General features: G+C 48.7%; 20 protein-coding genes and 1 rRNA gene. 15 read left to right on the forward strand and 6 right to left on the reverse strand.

Features of this window, described 5'->3' with window-relative positions; translation table 11 throughout:
- From rrf to DUW71_RS07775, 3 genes are all read left to right on the forward strand, one after another.
- Positions 1–95 (forward strand): 5S ribosomal RNA (gene rrf, locus DUW71_RS07765); the annotation flags it as partial.
- Positions 96–877: 782 nt separating this feature from the next.
- Positions 878–1954 (forward strand): PQQ-dependent sugar dehydrogenase, encoded by a 1077-nt coding sequence (locus DUW71_RS07770; protein ID WP_119394685.1) that lies wholly within the window; start codon positions 878–880, stop codon positions 1952–1954.
- Positions 1955–2007: 53 nt separating this feature from the next.
- The gene (locus DUW71_RS07775; RefSeq protein ID WP_119394686.1) at positions 2008–2346 is read left to right on the forward strand and encodes a hypothetical protein; all 339 of its coding nucleotides are present in this window, start codon (positions 2008–2010) and stop codon (positions 2344–2346) included.
- Between the two features lie 50 nt (positions 2347–2396).
- On the opposite strand, the gene DUW71_RS07780 is transcribed toward DUW71_RS07775, so the two are convergent.
- Both DUW71_RS07780 and lon read right to left on the reverse strand, forming a co-directional pair.
- Entirely contained in the window at positions 2397–3611 is a 1215-nt protein-coding gene (locus DUW71_RS07780) for a TsoY family (seleno)protein (RefSeq protein WP_233546072.1), read from the reverse strand.
- 180 nt (positions 3612–3791) lie between these two features.
- A complete protein-coding gene (lon, locus tag DUW71_RS07785; RefSeq protein WP_119394687.1) occupies positions 3792–6179 on the reverse strand; it encodes an endopeptidase La in 2388 nt (795 codons plus the stop codon).
- 130 nt (positions 6180–6309) lie between these two features.
- Here lon and DUW71_RS07790 point away from each other — a divergent pair, with 130 nt between their 5' ends.
- The gene (locus DUW71_RS07790) at positions 6310–6732 is read left to right on the forward strand and encodes a transcriptional repressor (protein ID WP_119394688.1); all 423 of its coding nucleotides are present in this window, start codon (positions 6310–6312) and stop codon (positions 6730–6732) included.
- A gap of 122 nt (positions 6733–6854) precedes the next feature.
- Complete coding sequence (locus tag DUW71_RS07795; RefSeq protein WP_119394689.1) at positions 6855–7529, forward strand: DUF4386 domain-containing protein; 675 nt, start codon at positions 6855–6857, stop codon at positions 7527–7529.
- 41 nt (positions 7530–7570) lie between these two features.
- On the opposite strand, the gene DUW71_RS07800 is transcribed toward DUW71_RS07795, so the two are convergent.
- Together DUW71_RS07800 and znuC are read right to left on the reverse strand one after the other, a co-directional pair.
- On the reverse strand, positions 7571–8353 hold the full coding sequence (locus DUW71_RS07800; RefSeq protein ID WP_119394690.1) for a metal ABC transporter permease: 783 nt from the start codon (positions 8351–8353) through the stop codon (positions 7571–7573).
- Positions 8353–9078, reverse strand: coding sequence for a zinc ABC transporter ATP-binding protein ZnuC (gene znuC, locus DUW71_RS07805; protein WP_119394691.1), 726 nt, complete (start codon positions 9076–9078; stop codon positions 8353–8355). The genes DUW71_RS07800 and znuC overlap by 1 nt, the downstream gene beginning before the upstream one ends.
- A gap of 62 nt (positions 9079–9140) precedes the next feature.
- On the opposite strand from znuC, the gene DUW71_RS07810 reads away from it, so the two are divergent.
- From DUW71_RS07810 to rpmG, 7 genes are all read left to right on the forward strand, one after another.
- The gene (locus DUW71_RS07810) at positions 9141–10022 is read left to right on the forward strand and encodes a zinc ABC transporter substrate-binding protein (protein WP_158583924.1); all 882 of its coding nucleotides are present in this window, start codon (positions 9141–9143) and stop codon (positions 10020–10022) included.
- Complete coding sequence (locus DUW71_RS07815) at positions 10015–10644, forward strand: ZrgA family zinc uptake protein (RefSeq protein ID WP_119394693.1); 630 nt, start codon at positions 10015–10017, stop codon at positions 10642–10644. The genes DUW71_RS07810 and DUW71_RS07815 overlap by 8 nt, the downstream gene beginning before the upstream one ends.
- Positions 10644–11306, forward strand: coding sequence for an ABC transporter ATP-binding protein (locus DUW71_RS07820; protein WP_119394694.1), 663 nt, complete (start codon positions 10644–10646; stop codon positions 11304–11306). The genes DUW71_RS07815 and DUW71_RS07820 overlap by 1 nt, the downstream gene beginning before the upstream one ends.
- Entirely contained in the window at positions 11293–12516 is a 1224-nt protein-coding gene (locus DUW71_RS07825) for an ABC transporter permease (protein WP_119394695.1), read from the forward strand. The genes DUW71_RS07820 and DUW71_RS07825 overlap by 14 nt, the downstream gene beginning before the upstream one ends.
- A 46-nt stretch (positions 12517–12562) precedes the next feature.
- Positions 12563–13144 carry a DUF3299 domain-containing protein gene (locus tag DUW71_RS07830; protein ID WP_158583925.1) on the forward strand — a complete coding sequence of 194 codons (582 nt, stop codon included), beginning with the start codon at positions 12563–12565 and terminating at the stop codon, positions 13142–13144.
- 278 nt (positions 13145–13422) lie between these two features.
- Positions 13423–13659, forward strand: a complete 237-nt coding sequence (rpmB, locus tag DUW71_RS07835; RefSeq protein WP_119394697.1) for a 50S ribosomal protein L28 — start codon at positions 13423–13425, stop codon at positions 13657–13659.
- 11 nt (positions 13660–13670) lie between these two features.
- Positions 13671–13829 (forward strand): 50S ribosomal protein L33, encoded by a 159-nt coding sequence (gene rpmG, locus DUW71_RS07840; RefSeq protein ID WP_119394698.1) that lies wholly within the window; start codon positions 13671–13673, stop codon positions 13827–13829.
- A gap of 82 nt (positions 13830–13911) precedes the next feature.
- Here the strand turns inward: rpmG and DUW71_RS17560 are convergent, their stop codons facing one another.
- Complete coding sequence (locus DUW71_RS17560; protein ID WP_158583926.1) at positions 13912–14103, reverse strand: hypothetical protein; 192 nt, start codon at positions 14101–14103, stop codon at positions 13912–13914.
- Positions 14104–14124: 21 nt separating this feature from the next.
- Here DUW71_RS17560 and DUW71_RS07845 point away from each other — a divergent pair, with 21 nt between their 5' ends.
- The 3 genes from DUW71_RS07845 to DUW71_RS07855 are packed head-to-tail and all read left to right on the forward strand — an operon-like array spanning position 14125 to position 16516.
- A complete protein-coding gene (locus DUW71_RS07845) occupies positions 14125–14829 on the forward strand; it encodes a hypothetical protein (RefSeq protein ID WP_119394699.1) in 705 nt (234 codons plus the stop codon).
- On the forward strand, positions 14826–15599 hold the full coding sequence (gene cysZ, locus DUW71_RS07850) for a sulfate transporter CysZ (RefSeq protein WP_119394700.1): 774 nt from the start codon (positions 14826–14828) through the stop codon (positions 15597–15599). Before DUW71_RS07845 ends, cysZ begins: the two co-directional genes overlap by 4 nt.
- Positions 15600–15625: 26 nt before the next feature.
- Entirely contained in the window at positions 15626–16516 is an 891-nt protein-coding gene (locus DUW71_RS07855) for a response regulator (protein ID WP_119394701.1), read from the forward strand.
- Here the strand turns inward: DUW71_RS07855 and phoR are convergent.
- The gene (gene phoR / locus DUW71_RS07860) at positions 16513–17811 is read right to left on the reverse strand and encodes a phosphate regulon sensor histidine kinase PhoR (protein ID WP_119394702.1); all 1299 of its coding nucleotides are present in this window, start codon (positions 17809–17811) and stop codon (positions 16513–16515) included. The two genes, DUW71_RS07855 and phoR, sit on opposite strands and share 4 nt — an antisense overlap.
- Positions 17812–17814: the final 3 nt, after the last annotated feature.

Here is a 17814-nt window from a genome sequence, read left to right on the forward strand (position 1 = left end):
TGGAACCACCTGACCCCATTCCGAACTCAGTAGTGAAACGATGCATCGCCGATGGTAGTGTGGCTTGCCCATGCGAGAGTAGGTCATCGTCAAGCGCCTAATAAAACACCCCGTCCTGCTTCGCAGGGCGGGGTTTTTTATTGCGCCTGAAAATGTCTACGCTCGCATGGATGCATAAGCACAGTAACCCGTAGGTTGCACGGCGCGTCCTTTTGCGCCGGGCAACAGTCATTCCCGCGTAGGCGGGAATCTAGTCACCACATTCAAAACAGTAAACTAGACACCCGATAAAAGCACTCGGGTGTGACGCTAAGTTGAAACAACAAACTAGACACCCGATAAAAGCACTCGGGTGTGACGCAGAGACTTGTTTCCCAAACCTACGGTTTGTAAAACCTACACCCAACCAAAAAAATCACCCAAACAAAAAATCTCACACCATCTATGGCAAATCTCCTACAAACATCCGAGCTAATGTCTCTAACGCCGACACTAGCAAACCTACTATAGTTATTCACGTCGACAGGATGACGACACAGGGAAACGGTCGAACTGGATGGTTCGCAAAGGAACTTAGGAAAGCAAGGAAGAAGGTCTGCTGGAATGCAGAGTTTAAGGATCAAATAGGGAAAGGAACTGCCAGGACGGCAGGATAGGATGTCGGCTGGTTAAGCCGAGCTAGGATGCGACCAGCATAGGATGCTGAGAAAAAACTGCCGGGTAGGATGCCCGGCTTTTTTATGCCTGTCGATTTTCTATATACACGCTCTAGTCACGCTTCTACTAATAACCCATCGCATGTGCGTTTAGTAAAGATTATTAATTAAACAGCCCTATAACTGGATATGCTGCGTATAACGCCAAAAAAGGAGGTGTTATGCGCAGTTTAATTTTTCTTTCAGCATTCATAACGAGTATCGCCTCGGCCGAGATTGTGGCCTCTGGTACACACCAAGGAGAAGCCTACGAGGTAGAAAAAGTTGCATCTGGGCTTTCGCTACCATGGGCGATGACTATTGTTGACTCTGATACTCTGTTTGTTAATGGCCGCTTAGGTGAGAGCACTTTGATTGACCTTACAGACGATTCACAGCAATCGGTATCTGGGCTTCCAGAAGTGTGGGCGCAAGGTCAGGGTGGTTTGTTAGATGTTTTGCAAGGCCCCGAGGGGTGGTTGTATTTTACCTACAGTAAACCGGTAGATAATGGTGCTGCTACAACATTGGCTCGTGCTCAGCTCGATGGCAGTCAGCTAGTCAGCTGGCAAGACTTGTTAGTGACTGATTCCGCTTCTTCAAAAGGCCAACACTTTGGTTCGCGTATAGAAATAGTGGGCGAGCATGTTTATTTTACCATTGGTGATCGTGGCGACCGCGATAATGGGCAAAATTCTGGTAACCATGCTGCAACCATCATTCGCTTAAATCTCGATGGCTCAGTGCCTGAGGATAATCCATTTGTTGGTACGCCGGCTGGGCGCGATGAAATATATAGCTGGGGGCATCGTAATCCGCAAGGTATCGACTACGATCCCGTGACTAACACCCTGTGGTCAATTGAACATGGCCCTCGCGGGGGCGATGAAATCAATATCATAGAAGCTGGTGAAAATTACGGCTGGCCGCTCATTTCGTGGGGTAAAGAGTATTGGGGCCCATTTAACGTGGGTGAGCCTGAGTCTCGTCCAGGTTATAAAGACCCAGAAAAAATTTATGTGCCATCAATCGCTCCAAGTAGCCTCGTTGTTTATCGTGGTGAGGCGTTCCCAAACTGGCAGGGCACACTATTCGCTAGTGCATTGGTGCAGCAGCATCTTAACCATGTGGATGGTGAGGACGAATACCGTTTGTTCGAAGACTTTAATGAGCGCATGCGCGCCCTCACGGTAGACGACCAAGGGCGGTTACTGATTGCGACCGACAGTGGCAATATTTATCGGGTACAGCCGCGCTAATTTGTGGTTCACGATGGCTCTGGCACAATAACCTAGTTGAATAGAGGTTTCATATGTCAGAGCAATCGAATACAAAAAGTAGCCGTCGCAATGCCCTTGCCGATTCTATATTTGGCGGGGCTTTATCCATTGGTATCGGCATCGTTTGGTGGCAAGGGTACTGGTGGCCAGGGCTGGCAACAGCTATAGGGGTTGCTAGTGCCTTAGCAGCACTCATTCGTGGCAGTTATCTGCTGGCTAGTATTCTATTATTTGGTTTTGTTGTAGTGCCTAATGTTTATTACTACTGGCCAGACTTTGAAGTGCCTTGGTCATCTGTGGGCCCCATCGCCCTGATTGGCCTAGGCGCGCTCACGCTCGTAACTGGTTTGGCTCGCTTTATTCGTAAATAAAAAAAGGGAGCCACTGGCTCCCCAAGAAGACTAACTCTCTCCACGGAAACTTACGCGGTTTGTAGGCGTACTGGTTCTTTACCGAGTAGCTTGTTACCTAATTTAAAGTACAAGGTTAGCGTTCGAAGCTGTAGGTAGATAAATGGCACGTACAGCAGCATGTAAGCAACTCCGAACTTTGCTAGCTCTTCTGGCAGCATTGGCAGCAAGCCTTTGTTGATCCAAAACATACCTAGCACGACTAATGCAACGCCTGGGCAGATGAGTGCTAGAGATGCGGGTGATTTTTTCTCTCCGGCAACAAACGTTTTGAAGTAGTTCATCCGCTTTTTCATTGCCAAGCCCATTGCCCCAAACATTAGCTGCAGAGCAATCAGGCCAGTTAACCACACGCCGATCGGTGCACTGTGTCCGAAGGCTTCAAAGTTGTGTAAGCCATGTTGCCAGCGAATTACGCTAATGGCTAATAGTGTCACAATCGGAATGACTACCAAGAAAGTTGGTAATCCTTCGGCGGCTGCGCCATGCTCAAACATCGCTCGCAAGCCAAACACTACTTTGAAAATGGCCAGTACTAGCGCAACGATAAAGAACAGCACAGACAAGACTAAAGCGACTGTTTGAGTGATAGGGTTTGTGCTCATCGCAACAGATGCTGCGAGTCCAACAGCAACCATAGAAAAAGCAAAGGCAGGTAGTGCTTGGCCGAGATTGTTGTTTTTAGTGCAATCAAAGCCGCCTGTCGCCATCACTCGGGCGAAAAAGCCTAAGTACATACGTGCGGCAAAGTAGCCAATCACAGCAAACGCTGCAATAGCAACAGGAAACAAGTACTCAACCACGCTCCATAACCCTGGAATAAATACGGCACCCAGTGCCAACGACACATTTACGCCCATAGCAAGCGTTAGTGGGATGGCAAAGCGCTGCGTTTCGGCGTTGCTCTCTTTCAGTTGCTGGTAAGCTTGAGTTTGCTGAAACAGCTTATAGGCTTTTAGGTTCCAGACCAGCATGCGCACAAAAATAGCTGCTAGTATCAGCATTGCTGCCATGGCCAGAATGAATACAGCATGCTGCCACTGCCAGGGTTGGCTAAAGTATTGGCTTACATCGGTGAATGTAGGAATAGGCGTATTCGGGTGTGGTAGCCAGAACATTAAATAGAGAAAGAATGAAATACTTAATCCGCCAGCGCCAAGAGCGGATAAAAAGTATAACGGCGAGTAGCTGTTTTGCATTTCTTCAGGGGTTTTCAGTTTCAGCATGGTGTTACCTCCATATTCGATATGGCGATAAAGATAGATGTTCTAGCTATGAGAAGAAACGATGATAATAGGAATAAATGTTGCACATACGGGATAAAAAAACGCCAAATGACTGATTGTTGTCATTTGGCGTTATATGAAAGGACCAGTTAAGTGTCCCTGCAGAGGAGTGCTCAGGCCTTAAAACAGTTGCTTCAGCACGTCGGTATACTTTTCAGCAAAATGCACCGTCACGCCCTCTTTCACATAGTCTGGTAGCTCAAGAAAGTCAGATTCGTTCGCTTTTGGCAAAATCACTTCATTAATATTTTGGCGTTTTGCGGAAATGACTTTTTCGCGAATGCCACCAACGGGCAGTACTTGCCCGGTTAGGGTGATTTCGCCAGTCATCGCAAGGTTCTTCTTCGGTGCTTGCCCTCGCGCCAAGCTTACCAAGGCAGAAGTCATAGTGACCCCAGCACTTGGTCCGTCTTTTGGTGTTGCACCTTCAGGCACGTGCAGGTGCAGTGTGCAGTTATGGAAAAAGTCATCCGGCACACCTAGCTGCTTGGCGTTGGCTTGCACATAGCTGATGGCGATGTTGGCCGACTCCTTCATTACATCACCTAGTTGTCCGGTGATTTTTAGGCCTTTGTCATTGCGGTGCACAATTGTTGTTTCAATTGGTAAGGTGGCGCCGCCCATGGCAGTCCAAGCAAGGCCGGTGATAACCCCAACACCGCCGAGTTTTCGCTCTTTTCTAAATGGCGCTTCACCAAGCCAATCACGCACCTCTTGCTGGCGAATGCTAATTTTTTCCGCTTCTTCGCTAACGAGTTTCACGACTGCTTTGCGCGCTAATTTCGATAGCTGCTTTTCCAAGCCTCGCACGCCACTTTCTCGGGCATACCCATCAATGACTTGTTTTAGTGCACCTTGGGTAATGTTGATCTGGCTTGCTTTGAAGCCAAAACGTTGCGCGATGCGAGGCCACAGGTGTTTCTTAGCAATGGCGAGTTTTTCCTCGGCCAAATAGCCAGATAAACGAATCACTTCCATACGGTCTAGCAGTGGCCCTGGTATGCTGTCTAGCGTGTTAGCTGTACACACAAATAGCGCTTTAGATAGATCTAATCGCAAATCTAAATAATGATCCAAGAAATTTACATTTTGCTCTGGATCTAGTGTTTCTAGCAGTGCTGAGGCGGGGTCGCCTTGATAGCTTTGTCCCATTTTGTCGATTTCATCGAGCATGATGACAGGGTTCATCACCTTAGACTCTTTCACTGCTTGCACTAGCTTACCTGGCATGGCGCCAATATAGGTTCGGCGATGGCCTTTGATCTCCGACTCATCGCGCATGCCGCCAACACTAAAGCGATAAAAAGGACGGCCTAGCGACTCGGCGATTGATTTGCCAATCGATGTTTTGCCCACACCCGGAGGGCCCACAAGGCAAACAATCGAGCCTTGAATCTCACCCTTGAAGGCACCAACCGCTAGGAACTCTTTAATGCGATCTTTTACATCTTCTAAGCCGGCATGATGTTTATCTAGAACCTTGCTTGCTTGTTTTAGGTCTAAATGATCTTCATGTTCTATGCCCCAAGGCACCGATGTCGCTGAGTCGAGCCAGTTGCGCGTAACGGCATATTCGGGTGAGCCTGGCTCCAACACTGCAAGTTTATCGAGCTCTTCTTCAATTTTTTCTAGCGTTGCTTCAGGTACAGCCTTACCATCTAGGCGCTCACGGAACTGATCAACATCGGCGGTTTTGTCATCTTTACTAATGCCTAACTCGCGCTGTATAACCTTGAGCTGCTCGCGCAGAAAGAATTCGCGCTGATGTCTATCTATGCTCTCGTTTACTTCCTCTGAAATTTCGCTATGCAGCTTGGCCACTTCAATTTCTTTTTTGAGCAGCTTGAGTACCAGTGCCATACGCTCTTGCATATCGATTTGGTCTAGCACCTGTTGCAGTTGTGCTCCGGTCGCTGTGGTAATGGCAGCGGCAAAGTCAGTTAACGGCCCCGGATTATTTGGACTGAAACGCTTGAAGTACTGGCGTACTTCTTCGCCGTATAGCGGGTTAATTGGCAATAGCTCTTTGATTGAACTGATAACGGCCAGCGCCCAAGCTTTTTCAGTATTGTCATCGGCAATGTCGGTTTGTGGGTAGGTCGCATCAATCAAATATGGCTCGGCTTTTGACAGCCAGCCAGTATGCTGCACGCGCGCTAAGCCTTCTGCGACAAACTGAATATGGTCGCCATCGTGTTTAATTTGATGGAGCCGAGCCAGCGTACCAGTTTTAGGTAATTGATCCGCTGTCAAAGTGCCATTGTTGCCAACATCGTCTGCAACAAAATAAAGCGCGACCATTTTATGTTGGGTGTTTTCAATGCGCTCTATGGTTCTGCCCCAATGTTCAGCAGACACCTCAACCGGCATGACTTGTGCTGGCATAAATGGTCGATTGTGCACCGGCAGCACATAAAGGTTGGCTGGTCGGTCGGTGTTAGCTAGTACCAGCTGGTGCTGGTCTTCTTTTTCTTCAATAATGATGGTGGTCTCTTCGCTCTGCGACATCTTAGACCTCAGGCTTGTCTGTTCGAATTAGTTTCTAAATAAGACTGACCTTGTCGTTTTTCAATAGTCATTTAAGCGATACGTTGATGTTGGTACACTTAGCCTAAGCATTGCATGAGTATTTTGAGATATGAGTTTAATCGAGCAAGCTGGCCGAATTTGCCAGCAAAAAGGTGAACGTTTCACGCCTATTCGTCAAAAAGTGTTTGGTTTATTAGAAGCCAGCGACGGTGCTCGAACCGCTTATGAACTGTTAGACGAACTAGCCAAAGATATGCCAAATGCTCGCCCGCCTACTATTTACCGCGCGCTTGAGTTTCTTCAGCAAATGGGTTTTGTTCACCGTCTCGACTCGCGCAATGCATTTGTTTTGTGTACCCACTTTGAAGACCATCACGCGGCGCAGTTTTTAGTCTGTGATCAATGTGGCTCGGTCGCTGAAATACATATGCCAGCCGTTATGAAGAGCCTGCGCACTGAAGCTGTGAATCTTGGCTTTGACGTGCATAGCGAAACGGTTGAGTTGCATGGGCTATGCAAGGACTGCCATTAAGACTTCTGCAGAGTAGTAGCTGCCTTCCATGCGAAAATGCATGGGGGTAGTGCATTTTTGAGTAATGTCTATTCTAAAATGAATGCTTAGAATGGTTTCCAAGTCAACGCTTGGAGACAATCATGAATACTCACCCGTCAACAATGCCTCGCTTAGCTGCCATTACCAGCGCCACCATGCTGTTGGTTATGACAGTCTTGGCTATGCTCAGCCTGTTAACTTGGCTGCCAGTCATATTTGATGCCCAAGACCCTGTGCAAACGCTAGCAAACTTCTCTGTCAATCCGCCGCTACTTAGCCAGTTTGTTTATGCTGTCACGCTGATTATTGTGCTCGATATTGCGTTGGGTTTTTCGCTATACAAACTGTTTCCTCATTCGGTGTTGTCGGTTGTGATGGGGGGGACACGAGTAATTTATAGCGCTCTATTTTTTGCTGCCCTTTTGCCGCTATGGCAGTTGTTGCTAACGCACGAGGCAAACAATATGTTGCCTGCTGCTGCAGACTTGCAGGCAGGGTTTGTCAGCTTTAATTATGTCTGGTCTATTAGTTTGGCGGTTTTTGGCCTGCATCTAGTGTTATTGGGTCGGTTATTCTGTCGACGGGCTGGCTGGGCAGCAAAAACATTGGCGGGAGCCTGCACGCTGGCGGGCGTTGCCTATATGGTGGATGGCACAACACTATGGTTGTTGCCAAGCCTTGCAACGAGCTTGGCAGACTACGTAGGCTGGGGTGAGTTGGTCGTGATGATCTACTTGTTTGCTGTCGGTTTTTGGCCGGTGAAAAAGTCTGCCTAGGTCAATCTTTAACTAGACCCCCAACTTGGGGGTCGTATTGTTTAAGCTTTGCGCTTTATTGCAGCCGAGCCAATAAAACCTATTAACGCTGCTACCACAACACTTGGGCCCACTGGCAGCGCCCACCACCATGAACCTGCCATGCCAGCAAGGCCAGCCAATAAACCAAATGTTAACGCCAGCAATAACATTTGCTCTGGTGTGCGCGACCATATTCTCGCCGTGGCAGCAGGCGTGATCAGTAGTGCCGTCATCAGCAACACGCCAACAGCCTGTATGCCAACCGCCACCGTGATCGCTAGCAGGCTAACCAGTAGCACTTCAAGGCGTTTAACCGGCAAGCCTTCGGCGCAGGCAAGGTCGCGGTCAACGGTAATAGCAAGTAGGGGCTGCCAGAACCGCCAAAGTATTAGGCCGATGGCAATCGTTAGCGGTGCTAACAGCAATAAGTCCCCTAAGCTTACTGCTAATAAGTCGCCAAACAGCAGTGCATCCAAGTCTAGCTGTGTGGGCATTACCCAAGCGAGTAGCAAGCCTATTGCAAGTGAGCCATGCGATAAAATGCCCAGAATGCTGTCTTGGCCAACCCAGTTTCGCTTGCTAAGCAATAGCAGCAAAATGGCGATAAAAATACCTAATACGCTCGCGGCAAGTGCCACTGGTAGGTTAGCCATTAGTGCTAAGGACGCGCCAAGTAAACCAGCATGGGCGAGGGTGTCACCAAAGTAGGCCATACGCCGCCACACGACGAAACAGCCCAAAGGTGCCGACAGTAATATCACGACTATCAACGCCGCGAGTGCCGTGAGGAAAAGGCTTGTCATCAGTGCTGCCCTCCACAGTCGTGATCATGGTCGTGATCGTGCACATAAACGCCTAGCGCCTGCGCCTCGCGTTTGCCAAACAAACTGACATATTCTGGATGGTCGCTTACTTGATCTGGGTGGCCATGGCAGCAAATATGGCCATTCACACACAGCACGTTATCGCTGCTTGCCATCACGACGTGCAAGTCATGGGACACCATCAGCACAGCGCTCTTTAACTCGTCGCGCAATTGGCTGATCAGTTCATATAGTGCGGCTTCGCCGCGATAATCCACACCTTGCACCGGCTCATCTAGTACCAGCAGGTTGGGTTTTCGTACCGCTGCGCGAGCCAGTAACACTCGCTGTAGTTCGCCCCCAGACAGGTCTTGCACGGAATCTCGCCACAGATGCTCAACTTCGGTGCGAGCGAGCGCTATACGAGCATCTTTCTGGCTTACTTTGTGGTTTAACTGCATAAAGCGCCCAACGGTTAGCGGCAACGTTGGGTCGATTGCGAGTTTTTGTGGCATGTAACCAATATGCGTATCCGCTGCCAATTGAATGCGGCCAGCAGTGGGTTGGTAAATACCCAAAGCCAAGCGCAAAATGGTGGATTTACCCGCGCCATTAGGGCCAATAATCGTCAGAATTTCTTCATTATTGAGGGAAAAGCTGATGTCTTGCACAGCCAAGGCTGAACCAAAACGATGTTGAACGTGCTCAAATTGCAATCTGGTCATTCAAAAAATCATCTAAATGAAATAATATAACATTAAATTATCGAGCTTATTGGAGCATATTCGTGAAAACAAAGCTATTTCTGCTCGCGCTTTGCCTACCCTTGGTAGCGGCAGGATCTCCTCGTATTGTGACATCTATTGCGCCAATTCACAGCATAGTGAGTCAAATTGCCGAAGGTGTTAGCGAGCCACAACTGTTAGTTTCGCCAGAGCGCTCGCCACATGACTTTCAGCTTACGCCAACGCAGGCGCAGCAGATGATGCAAGCCGACTTAGTAATTTGGGTTGGTGATGGCGTAGAGGGCTTTATGCACCGTTTTGAGCGGCGCATTGATGCCAATGCCAAACTGCCTTTAGCGGGGAAAGTCGGTGAATTGCTAGCACTGCGTGATCATGGGCACGACCACGGTCATGATCATGGCGAATACGATCAGCATATTTGGTTAAGTGTTGAAAAAATGCAGCAAGTTGCCAAAGTCGTGGCTGAAAAACTAATTCGCATTGATGCTCAAAACCAGAGCCTGTACGAAGCAAATCTTGCGGCAACATTGGCCAAGCTCGCGCAATTAGATACCGATTTGTCGAGCAAGCTAGCCGACTACCAGGGGCAGCCTTATGTCGTTTTTCACGATGCCTACCAATATTTTGAACAAGCATACAACCTTGCTAGTGTTGCCGCTGTCATGTCGCCAAGTAGAGCGGGTAGCAGCTTGGCGCGCCAGTTCGAGTTACGCAAAATGCTTGCTGAGCAAAATGTTAGCTGCGTATTTAGTGAGCCTCAGTTTAGCGATCAGCAAGTTCAGCGCCTAGTAGGTAATAGCTACACCGTTGCCGTACTGGACCCACTAGGGGCTGAGGTTGAACCAGGGAACAACCACTATACCCAGATGATGCATGCCATTGCAGATTCACTTGTAGAATGTTTAGGAGCAAACAATGAATAAGGCACTTTTATTAAGCGCTTTGCTAGCGATGCCATTAACTGCGATGGCAGACCACCATGGGCACGATGATCACGCCCATGAAGCCCATGACGATCATGATCACAAAGAACACGATCATGACGAACACGATCACGACGACCATGATCACGACGACCATGATCACGACGAACACGATCACGACCATGATCACGACCATGATCACGACCATGGCGCGTTAGGAGAGCATGTCCACGGGCATATCACGCTTGGATTGGCGCAAATGGGTGAAGAGGTTCAGATAGAACTAACTGCACCGCTAAACTCGTTGGTGAGCTTTGAACATGAGCCAAAAACGGACGCTGAGCGTGACGCACTCGCATCAGCCGTTGCGGCGTTAGCTGCACCAAAGTTGCCAAATGGCTGTGAGTTGCAAGCCAATAGTGGCGAGTTAGTTGAGTTAGCAGGTGGTCATGGTGAGTGGCTTCACACTTGGCAATTCCACTGTCATGATCAGGTGGCAGAATTAAACGCTAAAGATCTAGTTGCCTCCTTATCGGCAGTCGAGCACGTAGACTTCTTCTGGCTCACCGATGCCGGACAAGGCGAAATTCATGTTGAAGATGCAGGACACATTCACTGGTAATGAACGTACTTGAGGTCGAACAGCTGCGCCACTACTGGGACGATGGCGTAGAGGTGCTTGATATTGAGTCATTAGTGCTGGCGCAAGGCGAAAAACTCTTGTTAACCGGCGCTAGTGGCTCTGGAAAAAGCACCCTGCTCAATATTATTGCGGGCTTGTTAGCGCCCAATTCTGGCAAGGTGTTTTTTCAAGGCGAGTTGACCTCAGGCCTAGCGCCTAGCAAACGTGACGCCTTGCGTGCTAGTCAAATGGGCATTATTTATCAGCAACTCAACCTGCTGCCTTACCTTAATGCGCTCGACAATGTTCGCACCACACTCGCAGTGAGTGGCCGGCGCGAAAGCCAAACGCCAGAAACGCTATTATCTAACTTAGGCATCGATGCTGCACTGCAGCGCAAGCCCGTTACCAAACTTAGCCTAGGGCAGAAGCAACGGGTTGCCATAGCGCGCGCTCTGATCGCTCAGCCAAGTTTAATTTTGGCTGATGAACCGACAGCAAGCCTAGACAAGCATAACCGCGACAATTTTATGCAATTATTAATGGCCCAGTTGGCTGACTCGGATAGTGCTTTGCTTATGGTGAGTCACGACCCTGCCATTGCTGAAATGGGGTTTGATCGAGTGGTTAGCTTGGCGGAGGTGAACCGTGTTTTGGCTTAAATTAAGCTGGGCAAGCCTTTGGCATCGCCGAGCGATGTCGATTGTTTCTTTGCTTGCACTCACAGTAACGATTGGTTTGTGGTTATCCGTTGAACAAGTCAGAGTGCAAAGCAAAGCGCACTTTAGCCAAGCCATTTCTGGCACGGATATGATTGTTGGCGCCAAAGGTGGTGAAATAAATTTGCTGCTCTACAGCGTGTTTCATATGGGCGAGCCAATTAGTGACATTCGCTGGCAAACAGTTGAGGCACTACGCGAGCGCGACGAAGTGGCTTGGGTGGTGCCTATTGCTTTGGGTGATAGTCATCGGGGCTTTCGTGTTGTCGGCACCGAACCAGAGTTCTTTCAGCGCTATCAATTCCGCCAAGGGCAGCCTTTAAACTTTAATGTTGGTGCTGCGTTTGCTGGGGTTAACGATGTAGTAGTGGGCGCGCAAGTAGCCAAGCGGTTGGGTTACTCAATAGGGGATCAACTCACCATTACTCACGGTTTACAAGCCATGGCAATGGCTGAGCACGACGAACATCCATTTACCATTACCGGTATTCTGGCGCCGACCGGCACACCAGTTGACCAAGCCTTGTATGTATCACTGGAAGCACTGCATCAAATTCATGCCAACTGGCAGCTGGGTTCCATGGTACCTGGCTCTAATGTATTAGGACGCTTTCAACCTAAAACAGTTACCGCAGCATTCGTTGGACTTGAGCGTCGAACACTCGTATTTCGTTTGCAGCGCTGGATCCAAAACTACCGCACAGAGCCAATACAGGGCATTTTGCCAGGCGTGGCGCTTACTCGCCTATGGCAGATGCATGCCATTAGTGAACAAGCGCTACGTTTAATCGCTGGTTTGGTTGTGCTGTGTGGTTTGCTTGTGCTGCTGGCGCAAAATATGGCCAACGTTTTGTTACGGCAAGAAGAATACCGCTTGCTGAGGCTAACTGGCATGCGCCATTGGCGAATTGTGCTCTTGGTATGTACCGAAAACGCCATGATTACCACCTTTGCTAGTTTGCTATCTGTGTTGGTGGTCATGCTTGTTGGTGAGTTGTTACATGAATGGGTATTAAGTGAGTTTGGCATTTGGTTCAGTATACTAGTGCCAACATTGTGGCAATGGTTGGCACTGCTAGGCTTAGTAGTGATGAGTGCCTTGCTGCCCGTCATTCCTATGTGGCAACACCGGAGCAAAGATCAACATGGTTAAAGCGCGTATTATACTGCTGAGTTTGCTGTGCCTCTCAGGCTGGTCATTGGCTGAACTCAGTGACTCTGAACTCGCCGTTGAGCCCAATGCACAGCAAACCGCACCGAATACAACCGGTGCGGTATCAGAGAGCTTTAATGAAGACCCAGATGCTTATCGGGAGTTAGACTGGTTAGAACTTGTACCCGATGACTACAGTTTCGATAAATTGTTCGACATGGTGCAAGAGAAGTTTCCAGACGTTGACTTCATGGTATTGTCGGATGATGACGATAGGGCTATTCAAGCGCTCGATTACTTGCGACAATTAACCGACCAAGCCCCAGCCCGCACCGATATGGATGGTCAGCGTGTGCGAGTGCCTGGGTTTATTGTGCCGCTCGATCCTGAGGGCGAGGCAATAAAAAACTTTTTGCTCGTTCCGTATTACGGGGCATGCATCCATACACCACCACCACCGGCAAATCAGGTGATTGTGGTACGTTCCCCAGAACCCTATGAACAGGCCGACTTGTTCGCGCCCGTGTGGGTAAATGGCAGCATTTCCGCCGTACGCTATGAAGGTGACCTAGCGGCCGCTGGTTATGAGTTAGAAGCCGATCTGGTGGAACCATACGAGTATTTTTAAGCGCAGTGCGATGGCTGATCATTAGCAAAACACTGTGTAAAAAGTGCTCAAACGCGGAAATTATTGGGTTTATATCAAATTTCGCTGAAAAATTAGCCAATTCGCTTGAGTTTTTTAGCCATTCTGGTATAAATCGCGTTCCTTGAAACCGGGCGGGTCCCAGATAATCTGGTATACGCCATGATCCAGCGCTAATTTTTATTGGCTCTGGGCGTGGACCTCCCTGAATTAATTATTCGTAGAACCTAGGTCACCGAATACTCGGAGGCGAGAAAAACATGTCTAGAGTCTGTCAAGTTACTGGCAAGCGTCCTGTAACCGGAAATAATGTTTCTCACTCAAAAGTTGCGACTCGTCGTCGCTTTCTGCCTAACCTGCAGTCACACCGCTTTTGGGTTGAGTCTGAAAAACGTTTTGTAAAACTGCGTGTTTCAACGAAAGGCATGCGCATCATCGATAAGAAAGGTATCGAAGCTGTGCTAGCTGATCTGCGTGCTCGCGGTGAGAAATTCTAAGGAGATAACCTATGCCACGCGATAAGATCAAACTTGTTTCTACTGCCGGTACTGGTTACTTCTACACGACCGACAAGAACAAGCGTACTACGCCAGACAAACTGGTAATGAAAAAGTACGACCCAAAAGTGCGCAAGCACGTTGAGTTCAAAGAAGCTAAAATCAAGTAATTGATTCACTTCTTACAAAAGCCCAGTTTAACTGGGCTTTTTTGTGCCTAAAATATAATGGTAAGTCGCCAATGCCATTTGCTTAAAAGTTTTGGCGTCCACGGAACTCGCCATTCGACACGGCGCAGGTACGTCCCTGTAGCCTCGACACCCGCTCCCTGCGGGTGACGGTCTCTTGGCAAGCACCGTGAACACCAAGCTTTTTTCTTAAGTTAATGGCATTGGGTAAGTCGTAGGTTTTACGAAGCATTGCTTCGGGAAACAAGTCAATCATTAAAGATTCAAGGACCCAAGCTTGTACGCTAGTGTCTCGGCTGAATTCATTATTCCAGCGCTAAAACGTGGCTTGCTGCCTCTGCAAACGGCCTCAGACTTCAACTGGCCTTGGTTGCAAGACGAAGCCTGGGTCGAATCTAAAAGTGAGCAAGAAGCGCTTTGGGCGGCCTATAGCGCCTTGCCAGACATTGCCAAGGCGGTCTTGAGTTTTGATGCATTTGTTGCCAAAGCAACACCCGAGCAAATTGCAGCAGGTATGCGTGTTGCAAATCAAAAAGGGCAACAGGCGGCGGGCATGATTATGCCTTCGCAAGTTGCGGCACTACGGCTCTTGCCAAGTGTTGATCATATTGCCTGGCCGGATCAACAAGTTGCGCTCACTATTTCGCCAAAATTTTTAAAAAGCATTGCAGCAAGCCAAATAGCACCCGTGCAATATGGTGCTCAAGCTAAGGGTAAGTATGTAGGCTGGCAGCAAATGCCAACGGCGTATGCTAGTCAGCATGAGGTGCGTTGGCTGGCGCCAAAAACTGCCTGCACGGCACACAATCATCGTTATTGGTTGAAGTTATCCAAACAAGCGCTGAGCAAAATAGCGGTACAGGCAGGCAGCAGTGTTAGCCGTGAGTTGGCTGAACTGATAAAGATGGATCAACGTTATCGGCAAGTTCAGCTACAACAAGTACAATTTGATACTAAATCCTTCAGTTATCAATTGTTATGACAAACCTTCAGCATGCGGCAAGCGGCCCTGTACTGTGGCTACGTGGTCTTAAGATTGCCCTAACACCAGCTTATTTGCCCTTTATTGCCATTCCTTTATTGATTAACGTACTAACGCTTGGCATGGGCTCTATTTGGTCATGGCGAGTGTTAAATCGGCTATGGGAAACCTTTGTTGTAAGTTGGCTTGCCGAGTACTTGCCATCCTGGGCGCTCACTATTATTGATGCGCTGGGCATCCTTGCCGCCATAGTGATTATCCTGCCTGTGTTGTATTTGGCGTTTGGCTGGTTAGCGAGCTTTTTATGTTCACCGTTTAATGGCTTTTTAGCCGAGAAGATCACGCAATCAAGGCGTGGTTTTATCAACCCAGTCACTTGGAACCTTGCTGAACTATGGGCACTAACAGTGCGCACACTTATGCGAGAGCTGCGGCGTTTATCTTATTGGTTACCGCGCGCTTTGCTTATCTGGCTAGTTGGTTGGGTGCCTGGTATGCAGATTTTTATGCCTTTAATTTGGTTTGTTTTTGCCTCGTGGATGGCTGCGTTGACCTTTATTGATTATGCCGCCGACAATGATGGCTTAACGTTTGACCAAACGCGCGCACAGCTCGCGACACAACGCTGGCAAGCATTAAGCTTTGGCGCTGTGGCGGTCGTTTGTGCCATGGTGCCCGTCATGAACTTTTTATTTATTCCCATCACCGTAGCAGGTGGCACATTATTTTGGATTGAACGACTAGCACCGCAAAAAACCAACTACGCTTAGTAGATAGGCAATAGGTTGGAGTAAGTATGTCGGGGCTAAAGGTATTAGTAGCCGATGATGCGGCATTTATTCGAGACTTGGTTAAGCGCACCATTCGCGACAAGCTAGGTTTTTTGGAAGTCGTTGATGTTGAAAACGGCAAAAAGGCGCAGCGTCAGCTAATGAAGGATAACTTTGCTTTAGTGTTGTGCGATTGGGAAATGCCTGAGCAAAGTGGTATCGAGGTGCTAAAATGGCTGCGCGAGTATGAAGCCAGCGAAGACGTAAAAAAAACGCCCTTTATCATGGTTACCAGCCGCGGCAGCAAAGAGAATGTGGTAGAAGCCGTTTCGTCTGGGGTCAATGACTACATTGGCAAACCGTTTACCCCTGAGCAGTTAGTTAACAAGGTTTTAAAGCAACTGCAAAAACACCATGGTGCTGCGCTTAAGGCACTTAAAGGCAATGTTGCACCCAAACCAGCAAACAACCCATTTGGCGAGAGTGCTTCCTTGTTAACAGGTGGTAAAGCACCACCACCGAAAGCGGCGAACAAACCATCAGCGACCGTTGATGCGTTGATGGGCGGCGCAACCAAAGCAGCACCCAAAAAACAAAAATCCAGTCAAATCATCAAAGGGCGCCTGCGCATCGCTGAGCATGTGCTAGAGGCTCGTGTATTGGATGTATCGATGACGGAGGTCGTTGCCGACGTAGACAACTTTGGTGAGGTGGCTTTGTTCTCGCAAGCAGTTATCGACATTCCATCTGCCAAAGGCGACAATCATATTTCACTCAATGCCGTGGTATCGGGGTTGCAGGCAAGTGAGCGCAGTCTAAATGCCGAAAGTATTCGTGTGCGTGTGTTTTTTGTCGACGACGACGCGAGCAAGCTAGAAGCGCTTACTCACGTTGTTGCTAATCGCCGGCGGGCTTAAGGATTACTAGGCGTTGCGGCTCTAGCCAGTGGGAATACACAGGCAAACGTGCTGCCTTGTCCTGGTTTCGAGTGTACATCTAGGTGCGCATCGTGATGCTGTAGTACATGCTTAACAATGGCCAAGCCTAAACCTGTACCACCCGTGGCACTAGAGCGTGAAATATCAACGCGGTAAAAGCGCTCGGTCAGGCGTGGGATGTGAGCTGGGTCGATACCGATTCCATTGTCGGAAACCGAAAAGATTAGCCTGCCACCTTCTTGCTGCCAGCGAATGGTAATTTCGCCATTAGCCGGTGTGTAGTGCACGGCGTTGAACACCAAGTTTGAGAAAGCACTGCGCAGCTCGTTCGGGTTGCCGAGAAGATTAATCTTCGCTTCATTGATGAAGGTAATCCTATGTTGCTTCTCACCCGATAGTGCCTGTGCGTCGCTAACTAACTGGTCCATTAAATTGTCGACAAAGACTTCGCTACTGAGCATATCTGTTTCATCTGCATCTAAGCGAGTAAGTAGCAATAAGTCTTCAACAAGGTTACCCATGCGTTTGCTTTGGCCGAACATTTGTTTAAGTGGTCGGTGCAGAAAGCTGGGTACTCGTTCTTGCTGGTCGAGAATGGTTTCTAAGTAACCACGCAAAACCGTTAATGGGGTGCGCAGCTCATGGCTTGCGTTGGCAACAAAGTCTTGTCGCATTTGCTCCAGTTGCAACAAGCGAGTGATATCTCGCACCATTAACAAGCGTTCGGTTTGATTATAGGTGACCAAGGTCATTTGTAAGCGAACATGCTCACGTCCGGGCGCACTTAGTTTGATTGAATCGCCGCCGCCACGTTTAAAGTAGCGAACAAATTTGGGATCCCGAATTAAATTAGTGAGGGCGCTGCCTCGGTCGTCGGGCTTGAGCCCAAGCATTTTTTCGGCGGAGGCATTCCACCATTCAATGCTGCCATCATTTTGCACCATGATGACACCGTCTGGGATGGCTTCGGCTGAAGCGCGAACACGCTGTAATAGTGCTCTTAAACGAAAGATCTCAGCGCTGTGGGCACGCTGGCGATTGTATAACTCATCAAATAGCTGACCCCATAGGCCATCAGCACTGGGGGGTGCCCCCGTGGGGTTGCGCAGCCATTTAAGTAGTGAGTGCTGCTGTTTAATCGACCAAGCGACGAAAAAAGTAAGTCCCAAACTTAGCACTAGCCACACATGGCCTAGTAAGGCTCCCACTACCGCCAAAACAATGATCGACCCGATCAATAGACGGTAGTAGTACCAGAGGGGATAATTTTGCATAAG

Origin of the sequence: Salinibius halmophilus (assembly GCF_003577475.1) — a bacterium.
Classification (GTDB): Bacteria; Pseudomonadota; Gammaproteobacteria; order Pseudomonadales; family Natronospirillaceae; genus Salinibius; species Salinibius halmophilus.